This window comes from Enterobacter sp. C4G1 (assembly GCF_052886895.1).
On sequence record NZ_JBQVVV010000001.1, the window covers coordinates 1,160,383 to 1,174,322 of the forward strand.

13 protein-coding genes are annotated in these 13,940 nt (G+C 55.5%); 2 read left to right on the forward strand and 11 right to left on the reverse strand.

Annotated features, from left to right (window positions below; all coding sequences use genetic code 11):
• Window positions 1–90 precede the first annotated feature (90 nt).
• From ACT9TW_RS05565 to ACT9TW_RS05580, 4 genes are read right to left on the reverse strand one after another with little or no spacing between them, the layout of a single operon-like run.
• Window positions 91–393, reverse strand: coding sequence for a PTS lactose/cellobiose transporter subunit IIA (locus ACT9TW_RS05565; RefSeq protein ID WP_014068296.1), 303 nt, complete (start codon window positions 391–393; stop codon window positions 91–93).
• Between the two features lie 11 nt (window positions 394–404).
• Window positions 405–1,778, reverse strand: coding sequence for a glycoside hydrolase family 1 protein (locus ACT9TW_RS05570; RefSeq protein WP_446491834.1), 1,374 nt, complete (start codon window positions 1,776–1,778; stop codon window positions 405–407).
• Between the two features lie 17 nt (window positions 1,779–1,795).
• The gene (locus tag ACT9TW_RS05575) at window positions 1,796–3,121 is read right to left on the reverse strand and encodes a PTS sugar transporter subunit IIC (protein ID WP_182063126.1); all 1,326 of its coding nucleotides are present in this window, start codon (window positions 3,119–3,121) and stop codon (window positions 1,796–1,798) included.
• 11 nt (window positions 3,122–3,132) lie between these two features.
• Window positions 3,133–3,447 (reverse strand): PTS sugar transporter subunit IIB, encoded by a 315-nt coding sequence (locus tag ACT9TW_RS05580; RefSeq protein ID WP_023333974.1) that lies wholly within the window; start codon window positions 3,445–3,447, stop codon window positions 3,133–3,135.
• Window positions 3,448–3,741: 294 nt separating this feature from the next.
• Between ACT9TW_RS05580 and ACT9TW_RS05585 the strand changes: the two genes are divergently transcribed.
• The gene (locus ACT9TW_RS05585; RefSeq protein WP_446491835.1) at window positions 3,742–4,692 is read left to right on the forward strand and encodes a LacI family DNA-binding transcriptional regulator; all 951 of its coding nucleotides are present in this window, start codon (window positions 3,742–3,744) and stop codon (window positions 4,690–4,692) included.
• Window positions 4,693–4,720: 28 nt separating this feature from the next.
• Here ACT9TW_RS05585 and ACT9TW_RS05590 read toward each other — a convergent pair whose 3' ends face one another.
• The 6 genes from ACT9TW_RS05590 to ACT9TW_RS05615 form a co-directional block, all read right to left on the reverse strand.
• Entirely contained in the window at window positions 4,721–5,017 is a 297-nt protein-coding gene (locus ACT9TW_RS05590) for a YicS family protein (RefSeq protein WP_446491836.1), read from the reverse strand.
• An 87-nt stretch (window positions 5,018–5,104) separates the two neighbouring features.
• Window positions 5,105–6,259, reverse strand: a complete 1,155-nt coding sequence (locus ACT9TW_RS05595) for a multidrug effflux MFS transporter (RefSeq protein ID WP_446491837.1) — start codon at window positions 6,257–6,259, stop codon at window positions 5,105–5,107.
• Between the two features lie 51 nt (window positions 6,260–6,310).
• Complete coding sequence (locus ACT9TW_RS05600) at window positions 6,311–7,672, reverse strand: efflux transporter outer membrane subunit (RefSeq protein WP_446491838.1); 1,362 nt, start codon at window positions 7,670–7,672, stop codon at window positions 6,311–6,313.
• On the reverse strand, window positions 7,672–10,782 hold the full coding sequence (locus ACT9TW_RS05605) for an efflux RND transporter permease subunit (protein ID WP_446491839.1): 3,111 nt from the start codon (window positions 10,780–10,782) through the stop codon (window positions 7,672–7,674). Before ACT9TW_RS05605 ends, ACT9TW_RS05600 begins: the two co-directional genes overlap by 1 nt.
• Window positions 10,782–11,903: an efflux RND transporter periplasmic adaptor subunit gene (locus ACT9TW_RS05610; RefSeq protein WP_446491840.1), complete on the reverse strand. Its 1,122-nt coding sequence runs from the start codon at window positions 11,901–11,903 to the stop codon at window positions 10,782–10,784. The genes ACT9TW_RS05605 and ACT9TW_RS05610 overlap by 1 nt, the downstream gene beginning before the upstream one ends.
• A gap of 147 nt (window positions 11,904–12,050) precedes the next feature.
• On the reverse strand, window positions 12,051–12,620 hold the full coding sequence (locus tag ACT9TW_RS05615; protein WP_446491841.1) for a TetR/AcrR family transcriptional regulator: 570 nt from the start codon (window positions 12,618–12,620) through the stop codon (window positions 12,051–12,053).
• Window positions 12,621–12,806: 186 nt separating this feature from the next.
• Here ACT9TW_RS05615 and ACT9TW_RS05620 point away from each other — a divergent pair, with 186 nt between their 5' ends.
• On the forward strand, window positions 12,807–13,226 hold the full coding sequence (locus ACT9TW_RS05620) for a GNAT family N-acetyltransferase (RefSeq protein ID WP_446491842.1): 420 nt from the start codon (window positions 12,807–12,809) through the stop codon (window positions 13,224–13,226).
• Here ACT9TW_RS05620 and ACT9TW_RS05625 read toward each other — a convergent pair.
• Complete coding sequence (locus ACT9TW_RS05625) at window positions 13,223–13,870, reverse strand: TetR/AcrR family transcriptional regulator (protein WP_446491843.1); 648 nt, start codon at window positions 13,868–13,870, stop codon at window positions 13,223–13,225. The genes ACT9TW_RS05620 and ACT9TW_RS05625 overlap by 4 nt on opposite strands.
• Between the last annotated feature and the right edge of the window lie 70 nt (window positions 13,871–13,940).

Genomic DNA, 13,940 nt, shown 5'->3' on the forward strand with positions numbered 1-13,940 from the left:
GATTTGACAGAATATGTCGCTATCATCAGAAACAGAGTGATTTATATTTTCAGGTACAGAGGTATTACATTAACTTTATTTCGCCATAAGCTATCTCTGGTATAAATGAATAATTTCTTCGGATAATTCACGCGCCAGCAGGGAATTCATTAAATGATCCTGGGCGTGCACCATAATTAACGTCATCGGCTGGCGGGCTTCGCCCGCATCTTGCTCGATCAGTTTGGTTTGCATCTTGTGTGCCTGGCGCGCGTAGCCATCGGCTTCGCGCAGCAGGTTTTTGGCTTCGTCAAGGTTGCCCTGACGCGCAGCGTGCAGTGCTTCAAAGCACAGGCTGCGCGACTGACCAGCATTGACGATGATTTCCATTACGGCTTCTTCTAAGGCAACCATCATCTCTTTCTCTATTTATCGAAACTATTATTTAACGAGGTAGCGGCAAACCACTCACCGCTCTTTTTAACGGTGCGTTGCTGCGTATCTAAATCGAGCTGGATAAACCCATAGCGATTTTTATAGGCATTACACCATGACCAATTATCAATAAATGTCCACATATGGTAACCAAGACAATTACACCCTTCGCTAATACCTTTATGCAGCCAGGTTAAATGCCCGGAAATAAAATCAATGCGGTATTGATCGTTTATTTGGCCATTTTCAATAAAGCGTTGTTCATTTTCGACACCCATACCGTTTTCAGAAATAAAGCAGCGTGGGTTGCCGTAATTGTCGCGAAGATTAACCAGAATATCGTAAATACCGGGTTCATAGATTTCCCAGCCACGATAAGGGTTCATCTTGCGGCCTGGCATTTCGTAGTTATCAAAGAACCACTCCGGCATAAAGGGCGCCTGTGGGTTCACCGCGCTGTCACGGCACTTCACGCGACGCGGCTGATAATAGTTAATGCCGAGCAGGTCGATTTTCCCTTCTGCAATCAACGCGCTGTCTTCCGGTTTACAGGCCGGAAGCTGATCGTAGGACTTCAGCAGAGTCACCAGGTCGGCCGGATACTCGCCGCGTAACACCGGGTCGAGGAAGCTGCGGTTAAACATCAGATCCGCAATGTGCGCCGCTTTCACATCGGCCGGGTTTTGTGAACGCGGGTACGATGGTGTGAGGTTTAGCACAATGCCAATTTCACCCGCGTAATGGCCCGCACGGTAAGCGCGAACGGCCTGCGCATGAGCCAGTACCGTGTGGTACGCCACCGTTGCCGCGTGGCGGAAATCCACCACGTTCGGATAGTGGAAGTCGTACAGATAACCGCCTTCAACCGGGACAATCGGTTCGTTGAAGGTAAACCAGTGCAGCACGCGATCGCCAAACAGCTCGAAGCAAATTTGCGCGTAACGGGCATAGGCTTCTACCACATCACGGTTTTCCCAGCCACCGATCTCCTGCATTGCCATCGGCATGTCGAAATGGAACAGGGTGATAAACGGCGTAATGCCCTGTTCAATCAGCTCATCAATGACCTGATTATAAAAATCGACTGCCTGTGGGTTCACTTCACCGATACCGTCGGGGATCAGGCGCGCCCAGCTAATCGAAGTACGAAAGCTGTTGTGGTTCAGCTGCTTTAATAGCTGAATGTCCGTTTTCCAGTGCTGATAGAACGTGGAGGTCTGCTGCGGCCCCACGCCATTGTGAAAACGGTTCGGCTCGCGGGCAAACCAGTAATCCCATGTGGTTTGACCCTCTCTTGTCCCTTCGGTCTGGAGAGCGGAGCTTGCGCTGCCCCACCAGAAATGCTCGGGAAATGAATATTTCATGACGCTTCCTCTTTGACTTAATTGCTTGCTGTTTCAGCGGCACCCACGGTTGCCTGAGCTTTCTGCTCTTCGTTTTTGAGCAGTGAACGCTCATAAGCACGCAGGAACGGTAAATACATCAGCGCGGACATCACCATACAGACGACGCACATCACCACCGGACTTAACGCCCAGTTCGCCGCCCATGAGGCACCAATTGGCGCGGGGGTGGTCCACGGCGTTAACGAGACAACCTGTGCCAGCCAGCCAAGTTTCGTTGCGCCGTAGGCCAGGCAGGCGTTTACCAGCGGAACACACACGAACGGGATGAACAGCATCGGGTTCATGATGATTGGCGCGCCGAACAGAATCGGTTCGTTGATGTTAAAGAAGCTTGGCACAACGCCCATTTTGCCGATGGTGCGCAAGTGCGTTACGCGGCTACGCAGCAGCAGGAACGCCAGCGGAAGCGTCGAGCCTACACCGCCAATCAGCAGGTAGTGATCCCAGAAACCTTGCAGGTAAACGTGTGGCAGCGCCGCACCAGCAGCCAGTGCCGCCTGGTTTGCCGACAGGTTTGCCATCCAGAACGGGTTCATGATGCCGGTCACAATCAGCGAGCCGTGGATACCCGCGAACCAGAAGATCTGGCACAGCAGCACAGAAAGCAGAATGGCAGGCAGGGAATCAGACGCAGAGACCAGCGGCTCCAGCAGGTGCATAATCGCCTGCGGAATAATCATCCCGGTTTGCGCTTCAATAAACAGGTTCAGCGGGTGCAACGTGCCGATCACCACCATCACCGGGATCAGAATTTCAAACGAACGCGCCACGCCGGTTGGCACTTCTTTCGGCAGGCGAATGGTCACGTTGTTCTGCTTCAGCCAGGCATACACGCGGGTAGAGTAAATCGCGGTGATAAGCGCGGTGAAAATCCCCTGACCAGACAGATACTGGGTAGAGATTTTGCCGTCGGCATACGGTGCTGCAACCAGCAGAAACGCCATAAAGGCCAGCAGACCGGACATCACCGGATCGAGATTAAACTGACGCCCCAGGCTCGCACCAATCCCCACCGAAATGAAGAAGGTCATCACCCCCATGCTGAGGTTAAACGGCAGCATCAGCTGTTCGCGGTAGGTCTGGGAGAAATCCAGCCAGCCGCGGGCGAAGCTGTTGGTGGTATCCGCTGAGAACGGCGGGAAGATGAACACCAGCATAAACGAGCCGATGATCATGAACGGCAGGGCGGCGGTAAAGCCGTCGCGGATCGCAATCACATACTTCTGCTGTCCGAGCTTCGCCGCCAGCGGGGTAATAGATTGCTCAATAACCGCGACCATTGATTGATATAACGAACTCATGTGAACACCTTTTAGTGTGCCGCTTCGATGAGCGACAGTGCATAGTCCAGTACTTTATCGCCACGTTGCATCCCGTAGTCCATCATGTCGATGGGTTGTACCGGAATACCTTGCGTAGCCGCCTTGTCTGACAGTGTCTGTAACATGTATTTCACTTGCGGTCCGAGAAGTACAACCTGGTATTGCGGAAACTGCGTATCAAATTCGGAAACCCCGTACGCATCAATCTTGACCGGCAAACCACGTTCTTTCGCGACATCGACCATTTTGCTGACCAGCAGGCTGGTGGACATCCCGGCAGAGCAGCACAGCATAATCTTGAACATCGACAACCATCCTCTAAATGTAAAAAGTTATTGCGAGGATGATTGGACATCATACGGAAACCGGTTTCCATTTATAAAAGAAAGAAATGTGACAGCCATCAAGAAGCATTGCTTATGGGGCTTGTTACCACGATCTGCGTCACATAATTTGGCGATTAAGACCTCATTTTGAGTGGAAACGGAAAATCGGTTTCCATGAAAATCGGAAACGGATATACTCCATTCTGGCTATAATGTGAGCCGTAGCGGTTATGGATTTTACAGGTGCGGGTTGTTGCCTGTCAGGGGAGAGAGATGTCTACAATCAACGATGTATCACGTCTGGCCGGGGTGTCCAAAGCCACGGTATCACGGGTGTTGAGTGGGTCGCGTGGCGTAAAGGAAGCCAGCCGTCAGGCCGTTCTGAAAGCGGTGGATGAGCTGAACTACCGGCCGAATGTGATTGCACAGTCGCTGCTGAGCCAGTCTACGGGCTGTATTGGCGTGATTTGTGCGCAGGAGAATATTAACCAGACCACGGGTTATCTCTACGCGCTGGAAAAACACCTCAGTCAGCATCAAAAACACCTGCTGTTGCGCTTTGCGCATACCAAAGCGGAAGTGATGCACGCCCTTGAAGAGCTCTCCTGCGGGTTATGTGATGACATCCTGGTGATTGGCGCGCGTTTCCCGCTGGATATCGATATGGAAAACGTCATTCTGGTCGACTGTATGGAAACCGATAACGCCAACAGCATTCAGTTTGATCATGCTTTCGCCGCCGAAACTGCCTGTAACTACCTCACCAGCCAGGGGCGCCGCCAGATTGCGCTGATCCAGCCGCAGGGTAGCGGTTTTGCCGACCAGGTGCTGCTGGGCTATAAGCACGCGCTGGAGAAAAACTTCCTGCCCTTTAACCGTAATCTGGTCTTTATGGAGGCCACCTCTTCTTCCGTTGCGCTTCAGGAGCTGCTCAACAACGCCACCACGCTGAATTTTAACGCGCTGTTGGTGGCTGATGAGCAAGAAGCCCAGCGCGTTATCCCGCAGTTGCAGGCGTTTAATAAATCCGTACCGGACGACATTATGGTCTTCAGCCTTGCCGGATCGCTGCACCTGCCGGGTATCCCGGTGATCCCGGCCATTGAGTATTCGATGGATGCGATGGCAGCGAGAATTGTGGCCTGGCTGAACGAGAAAACACAGATGCTTGGATCCTACGTCTTACGCGGCGATTTAATCATTCCGGATATACGTAAGCGCTAAAAAAAAGCGTGAAGCTCGGGCTTCACGCTTAATAATCTTCCATACAATCAATCTGCCCAATCGCCGCCCAATAGCCATCCAGATTGTCGCGCTTCACCGCCGTAATGGCGTTTTTCACCAGCAGCTGATTTGCCTCGGATGACAAAATCATATCCTGCCATTCTTTATCACTCTGCTTTCGCTGCGGTGTGCAGGTTTTCTTGATGTCTTTGAGCACCTGCTGCTTAATCTGCGCGTCCTTGGCCGGGCTTTCTTCTTCCTGGGCATGGACGAACGCAGCAAACAGCAGGCAGACGATCAGGCAAAAAAGGTGTGCAGATTTCATTGAAACCTCCGTCATTGAGTCACATGTTTCACCTGAAATATATAGTTACATTCACCGTTCCGACTCAAGCCGAAAGTATGAATTTACTCATTCGCGCGTATGAGTACCGATTACCAGTGCAATGCTATAGCTGACGACCACGGCGATACTCATTTTCAGCATAGTTTCTCCACCAATCCCGGCAAGTGGTGCCGCAATCCCGCCGAACAAAAACATCAGCATCCCCAGAATGGCCGATGCCGTGCCCGACTCGCGGGACTCCACGGCGCTCATGGCCTCTGAGCCCGCAATGGTGCTGATCCCGCTGTTAAACGCGACGGTAAAAAATAACGCGATCAGCGCAAGCGCTGAAAGGTGCATCCAGGCGAAGAGCAGCGTTAATGCTGCCGTGGCAACGGCCAGCACCAGACCCATTTGCATCAACCCTTCCGACGGATGGCGACGGGCCAGGCGTGAAAAAATCAGCGCGGAAATAATCAGCCCTATCCCGTTTACGCCAAACAGCAGGCTAAATTGCATGGCGTTCAGGCCATACTCGTTTTGCAACACAAACGAGGAGGCGCCGATATAGGAAAACAGCCCCGCCAGCATAAAGGCCTGAATCAGGCAGAAGCGCATAAAACGGCGGTTTTTCAGCACCGTTTTCGCCGTGCCCAGCAGTGATCCCGCGCCGGATTTTTCGCTGAGTGATTCACGGATAAACAGTTGGCTGGCGATCAGCAGCGCCAGACCCGCACCGGCCATCACCCAGAACAACATCCGCCAGTCGAAGTGTGATGAGATATAGCCCCCAAGCACCGGAGATACCACCGGAGCAATGCCGTTAACCGTCATTAGCAGGGCAAAGAACTGCGTCAGCATCGTGCCGTGATAATTATCGCGGGCGATAGAGCGCGCCAGAACCGAGCCGCCCGCCCCGGCAACGCCCTGGACGAACCGCCAGCCGATCAGCGCGTAGATATTCTGCGTGGTGGCGCACAGTACAGAGGCCACCACAAACAGCAGCAGCGAAATCAGGAGCGGCATTTTACGCCCCATGCGATCGCTCAGCGGGCCGAAAAAGAGCTGCCCAAGTCCCAGGCCAATCAGCGCCGAGGTCAGCGAAAGCTGCGTCAGCGTGGTGGAGGTGTGCAGATGCGTGGCGATCTCCGGCAGCGCCGGAAGATAAAAATCAGAGCACAATGGCCCGATGGCCGTCAGCAGGCCAAGAATGGCCGCAAATGAGAAAGAGAGTTTTGCCATATTAATCTGTCCCACAGGCCGGGCAAGCTTCGCGCCGCCCGGCGAACCATACTAAAGACCGCCACCCAGCGACTGCCATAAGGTGATGCGGTTTTCCTGGTCGGTTTGTTGTAATGAAATCAGCGATGCCTGCGCCGACCACAGCGACCGCTGCGCGGTGAGCACCGTCAGATAATCCCCCGCGCCGGCCTGATAGCTGCGCATTGCCACATCCAGCGTTTTTTGCTCGGCGGCCACGTATTCACGCTGAGCATCAAGCTGCTCGCTCAGCGTTTCGCGACGCGCCAGCGCATCGGCCACATCCCTGAACGCGCTCTGGATGGTTTTCTCGTAGGTGGCAATCAGCCCTTTTTTCTCGGCCTCAGCGTAGCGCAGCTGCGCCATGTTGTTGCCGCCGCTAAACAGCGGCAGGGTGATGGATGGCGCGAACGACCAGACCTTCATGCCGTGGCTGAACAGGGACGACAGCGAATCGCTGCCCACACCTGCACTGGCGGTGAGCGAAATGGTCGGGAAAAAGTTGGCGCGTGCGGCGCCGATACTGGCGTTGGCACTCAGCAGGTTGTGTTCGGCTTCCTGAATATCCGGGCGGCGCAGCAGTGTGCTCGAGCTGATGCCTGCCGGGATCAGGGTGATGGCGTTATCGCTCAGGCTCTCCAGCGTGCCGGGCAGCAAGTTATCCGGTACGGTAGCGCCTGCCAGCAGATTAAGGGCGTTTTTGTCCTGCATCACCTGGGTTTGATAACTCGCCACGCTGGCCCGCGCCTGCTGGTAAACCGCCACTGCTGAGCTGACGTCCGTTGCTGCCGCGACGCCGACTTGCTGCTGACGTTTCACAATGTTGAGCGAGTTTGCGGCGCTCTCCATTGTTGATTTCGCCAGCGCCAGGTTGCTGTTATCGGCGGCGAGGGTAACCCAGGCCGTCGTCAGCTCGCTGACCATCGTCAGGCGGGTGTTCTGGGCGGTGAATTCGCTGGCAAGCCAGGTTTCGCGCGCCGCCCGGGAGAGGCTCTGGTTACGGCCAAACAGATCCAGCTCGAAGCTGGATACCGCGCCGTTGGCTTCGTCGCTGGTGGTCACACCGCTTGCCAGCGTGCGGCTGCGGGTGTGGCTCAGTTCTGCGTCCACTGTCGGGAACAGTGACGAACGGGTTTCACCGTACTGGGCGCGGGCGGCGTCGATATCCGCAATCGCTTTTTGCACGTCGCGGTTGCTGTTGAGCGCCATCGTCACCATGCTTTTCAGCCGCGCATCGTTCATCACCTGCTGCCACTGGCTGACCACGGTATTTGCTTCACCGTGTGCGCCCGGTAACGTCGCCGGGACGGGCGCGTCAGGGCGCTGATAAGTTGGGTCTAACGAGACACAGCCTGCACTCAGCAGTGCTAACACTAAAACAGATACACGAAACATTATGACCTCCGGTTTGCGTGCTTACCGGAGAACAGACGTTTCACCAGTACAAAGAATAAAGGGACGAAGAAGATAGCCAGCAGCGTTGCGGCGAGCGTCCCGCCGATGATGCCCGTACCGATCGCCACGCGGCTGTTGGCCCCTGCACCGGTTGCCACGGCCAGCGGCGTCACGCCTGCAATAAACGCCAGCGAGGTCATGATGATTGGGCGCAGACGCGTCTGGGCGGCGCGTATGGCGGCGCGGGTCAGGGAATACCCTTCAGCCACTTTCGCCTCGGCGAATTCAACAATCAGAATGGCGTTTTTCGACGACAGGCCGATGGTGGTCAACAGCGCCACCTGGAAGTAAACGTCGTTGTTCAGGCCGCGCAGGGTAGCTGCCACTGCAGCCCCCAGTACGCCAAGCGGGATAACCATGATCACCGAAATCGGTACTGACCAGCTCTCATACAGCGCTGCCAGACACAGGAACACCACCAGAATGGAGAGGGCATACAGGCTCATCGCCTGGCCGCTCGCCAGTTTCTCTTGCAGCGACAGGCCGCTCCACGCCCATGTCGTGCCGGATGGCAGGTTGTTGGCCAGTTGTTCCATTTTGCTCATCGCCGTACCGGAGCTGGAGCCGCTGGCGTTTTCGCCCTGAATCTCATAGGCCGCCGAGCCGTTGTAGCGCACCAGGCTTTCCGGGCCATATTCCCAGCGGGTGGTGGCGAACGCAGAGAACGGCGTCATGGTGCTGTCACTGCCGCGGACATACCATTTGTTAAGATCGGATGGCACGGCGCGGTAATCGCTGTCCCCCTGGATATAGACCTTTTTCACGCGACCCCGGTCGATAAAGTCGTTCACGTAGGTCCCGCCCCAGGCGCTTGAGAGCGTGTCGGTCACATCGCTGAGGGAGAGCCCCAGAGACACGGCTTTGTTGTTATCAATATCCACCTGTAACTGCGGCATCTGCGGCAGATCGTTGGCACGCACAGCGTGCAGGTCGCTATCCTGATTGGCCTCGCCAATCAGCTGGTTACGCATTTTCAGCAGGGTTTCACGGTTGGTATTACCGGCTGCCATCAGCTCGAAGGTAAAGCCGTTACTCTGCCCCAGGCCGTCGACCGCAGGCGGCGTCATGGCAAAAATGGTGGCATCACGAATGGTGCTCAGCTCCTGCGTGGCACGCAGGGCAATCGCCTGGGCGGTGTTCTCAGAGCCTTTACGCTCAGACCAGTTTTTCAGCGAGACAAACGCCATCCCGGCATTCTGGCCGCTACCGCTAAAGCTAAAGCCCTCAACGGTAAAGATGACATCGGTATTGGCTTTCTCTTTGTTGAGGAACCATTCGCGCACCTGGCGGCTCACCTCTGCGGTACGCACGGCTGTTGCCCCTGCTGGCAGGGTGTACTGCACCATGATTTCGCCCTGGTCTTCCGTTGGCAGGAAGCTGCCCGGCAGTTTCAGCATCGCCAGCCCCATCGCACCGCAAAGCAAGGCGTAGATAGCCAGCATCCCGCCGGAGCGGCGCAGTGCGCCCAGCACCTTGTTCTGATAGCCGCGTTCGGTTTTGCTGTAGAAGCGGTTAAACGCGCCGAAGAAACCTTTTTTGTGCGGTGGGGTGTGGCTCAGTACCGAGCCGCAGAGCGCTGGCGTCAGGGTTAGCGCCACCACGACCGAGAGGATCATTGCCGAAATAATGGTGACCGAGAACTGACGATAGATAACCCCGGTGGAGCCGCCGAAAAACGCCATCGGCAGGAACACCGCGGAAAGCACCAGCGCAATGGCGATCAGCGCGCCAGAGATTTCGCCCATCGATTTTTCGGTGGCTTCGCGGGCGGGCAGTCCTTCGTCGCGCATAATACGCTCGACGTTTTCCACCACCACGATGGCGTCATCCACCAGAAGCCCTATCGCCAGCACCATCGCAAACAGCGTCAGGGTATTGATGGAATAACCGAACAGCGCCAGGACGCCAAACGTACCCAGCAGCACTACCGGCACGGCCAGCGCCGGGATCAGCGTGGCGCGGATGTTTTGCAGGAACAGGTACATCACCACCACCACGAGGATAATGGCTTCGAACAGCGTCTGGATCACGTCCTCAACCGAGATCTTGATGAACTCGGTGCTGTCTTTCGGATAGGCAACGTCGTAGCCTTCCGGCATCGCACGTTTAAATTCAGCGATTTTGTTCTTCACCGCCGTGGCGGTATCCAGCGCGTTGGCACCCGGGGAGAGCATCACCGCCATACCCGCTGCCGGGTGGCCGTTCAGCTTCGCGGTCGCGGTGTAATCTTCACTGCCCATTTCCACGCGAGCAACGTCGCTCATGTGGACGACCGCGCCGTTGGACTGGCTCTTAACAATGATGTTTTTGAACTGATCGACCGTTTGCAGACGCGACTGGGCGCGCACGGTAGCGGTCAGTTGTTGGGCGTTTGATGACGGCAGCGCACCGATTTTACCGGCAGAGACCTGCACGTTCTGCGCTTCAATCGCGCTTTGCACGTCGGACGGCATCAGCGAGTAAGAGGCCAGCTTTGCCGGATCGAGCCAGATACGCATGGCGTATTCAGCGCCAAACACCTGCAAGCTACCCACGCCTTCAACACGCGCCAGCGGGTCCTGCACGTTACTGACCATCCAGTCGGCAATATCGGAGCTGCTGGATTTGTCGGTCTTATCGTACACGCCCATGATCAGCAGGAAGTTACTCTGCGATTTTTCTACCGTGATGCCAGATTGCTGCACTTCGGTCGGCAGGCGTGATTCCGCCTGCTGGACTTTGTTCTGCACCTGAACCTGCGCGGTGTCCGGGTCGGTTCCCTGTTCGAAGGTCACGTTAATGCTGACCGAACCGTCCGAGCTGCTGGTGGAGGTGAAATAGAGCAGGTTATCCAGCCCGGTCAGCTGTTGCTCTATGACCTGGGTGACGCTGTTTTCCAGCGTCTGTGCCGATGCACCGGTATAGGTGGCGGAAATTTTGATCGACGGCGGAGCGACGTCCGGGTACTGCGCAACCGGCAGCGTGCGGATCGCCAGCATCCCAGCGAGCATAATCAGAATGGCGATCACCCAGGCAAATACCGGGCGACGCACAAAGAAACGGGAAAACATCAGGCGTTTCCTCCGTTGGCTTTCATCTCTTCGGCTTTCACTTCCTGACCGGCAGCGACTTTGTCGGTGCCTTCGACAATCAGTTTATCGCCGGCTTTCAGGCCGCTCAGCACCAGCCATTTGTCGCCGTAGGTATCACCCGTTTCCAGCTGACGCTGTTCCACTTTGTTGCTGGCATCAACGACCAGTGCGGTGGCGTTGCCTTTGGCATCGCGGGTAATGCCTTGCTGTGGCGCGAGGATCGCATCGTCCATGATGCCTTCATCCACTCTGGCGCGGACGAACATCCCCGGCAGCAACAAATGCTGTGGGTTCGGGAAGACGGCGCGCAGCGTAACCGAGCCGGTCGATTCATCGACTGCGACCTCGGTCAGCGCCAGGCGGCCTTTTTCGCTGTAGGTACTGCCGTCTTCAAGCAACAGGGATACGCTCAGGGTGTCGCGGTTGGTGGCGAGGGTCTGTTTGCGTAAGCGCAGCAGGTCGGCGCTGGAGCGGGTTAAATCAACGTACATGCTGTCCAGACCACGAACGGTGGCCAGCGCGGTATCCTGCTGGGCCGTGACCAGCGCGCCTGGCGTGACGGAAGAGATCCCAATACGCCCGGCAATCGGCGCGGTGACGGTCGTCCAGTTGAGGTTAATGCGTGCGCTCTCCTGGGCGGCTTTTTTCGACTCCACGCTGGCTTTGTCCTGCGCACAGGTGGATTTTGCGTCTTCCGCATCCTGGCGCGATACGCCGTCGTCTTTCACCAGCTGCGCATAGCGCTGGGCTTTCTGGCAGTCAGCCGTTACCAGCGCCTGCGCCTGTTTCAGTGCGGCGGCGGCTTCATCGTAAGCGGCGCGATAGCTTGAGGGATCAATCTGATACAGGGCTTGCCCGGCTTTAACGGTGTCGCCTTCGGTAAATAGCCGCTTCTGAATAATGCCGCCGACCTGTGGGCGCACTTCGGCGCTCATGGCGGCGGTGGTGCGGCCGGTCAGTTCGCTGACCACCGATACCGGCTGGCTCATCAGGGTGACAATGCCCACTTCCGGGAGGGGGCGCTGGGGAGCAGATGTTTGCGCATTATCGCACCCGGTCAGGAGGAGTAATGCTGCGATGGAGGTTGTTATGGCTTTCATAATTTTTTCCAGGGTGAACGATGCCTGCCCTGTTAATGGATTAACAAGGAGGAGGGCTATTTAAAGGCACAGCGATACCGCATCTCCGGCAGCACCGGAAATGTAAAAGCGAGAAATTACTTATCTCTTTTAATTATTCACATACGACTATTTCGCAGTGAAAAGCATATTTAAAATATCCTGATAAATGGGCCGTAACTGTTCTGATGGTACTTTTAAAGGTGTTAATCGACGGTATATGGTGCCCTCGATCATCACGGCGGTGATCTCCACACAGCAGCGGATATGTTCGTCACTGAGGTGGGGAAATTGCTTTTTCAGGTGTGCGCAGGCGTTGGTAAACATGCGGGCTTCGGCCTCGACAAGCATGGCCGCCACCTGCGGGTTGCGTGTTGCTTCGGCGGACATTTCGAGCATCAGCGCATCGTCATCTTCGTTAAGCGTCTGGCGCGAAGCCAGAGCTTCCGGCATCCCTTCAACCAGCGTTTTGCCTTCCATTTCTTCAATGCGCGAGTCGATAATCCGGCGGATCATCTCTTCGATAATGGCATCTTTGTTACTGAAATAACGATAGATTTGCCCGACGCTGAGCTTCGCCTCGCTGGCGATTTGCGACATGCTGGCAGCGTGAAATCCGCTGGCGCGAAAACAGCGTCGCGCCGCAGTGATGATTTCGTCCTGGCGTAATTTTTGGCGTTCTGCAAGCGTTGGGCTCATCGTCGGTTACCGTGCAAAAGTGAGAATGATCGTTCTCATTATACGTTTTGAGAGCGTATTGGAAAGAGTTTTTTTATTTACATATTGAATGAATATTTCCAGCTAAAAAGAATGAAGGAATTAAGGAGTTTCTGTGAAGGAAAGGCTGTGCGATATTAAGAATGCACAGAAAATAAGGAGAACAATATGCACCTGAGCACGACCGATAATGTCACGCAGCAAGAGAAAGACGAGTTATTAACGGGATTGAGAGCCTACAACGGGCAATTTTTGGATCTGACGACCTTTAGTGGCGATATTGGCGTTTACGTGCGAGATGATAAAGGCGCAATGTTGGGCGGGTTAATTGGTGTGCGTAAAGGCGACTGGTTAAACATCGACTTTCTGTGGGTTAGTGATAGCGTGCGGGGTTCCGGCGTGGGCAGCCAGATTATCAAAACGGCAGAAGATGAAGCCCGACGCAAAGGCTGCAAGCACGCGCTGGTGGATACAGCCAGCTTCCAGGCGCGCCCGTTCTATGAAAAGCAGGGATACCAGCTACAGATGTCCCTGCCAGACTACCCGTATCCGGGAATGCAGCGGCACTACCTGTCGAAAGATCTTTAACCGCCTATCCCGTGGCCGATCACCGCTAAGGCATGACGCACAATGATGTCCGGCGAGAGAGTTTTCAGCCTCTCGTCGTTGCGCATCCGCGAGAAGGGCACCAGCACCAGGCTCAGCAGCGTGGTGAATAACAGCTCCGGTGCAAGCTCACGATTCAGTTTTCCTTCCTGCTGCCAGCGCGTGATGGCGCTAAGCGTCGTCTGATATTTTTCATCGCCAAACCGCGCGTGCAGGTGCGTGCGCAGAACCGGCATCTCGCCGATCACTTCCTGCATCCACAGCGGGGCAAACCAGTGGTGTTGCCCGGCCAAATCGGCCAGAGCCTGCACCATCTGCGTCAGGGCATTCACCGGGTTGTCCGGGTTTTCGGCAAAAATAGCGCCTATCTTGCTGCGTAATGGCAGGAAACGTTCCTCAATCATCGCATCGAGCAGCTGTTCCCGGGAGTTAAAGTAGTAGTGCAGCATTGCAGGCGTCACGCCCGCTTCTTTCGCAATGGCGTTCAGCGACGTATTGGCAATCCCCTGGCGGGAAAAGAGGTGCAGCGCAATATCCAGCAACTGCTCGCGGCTGGCGGTTACCCGTTTGCCACCGCGCGGGCGACCGGGGCGGCGGGGTTCAGAATTGTCCTTTTGTGCTGGCATGGTCACAGTATCTCTTGATCTTATTCATCACTTACACAAATATTAATTATCCAGTTAATTAATTTCAAGT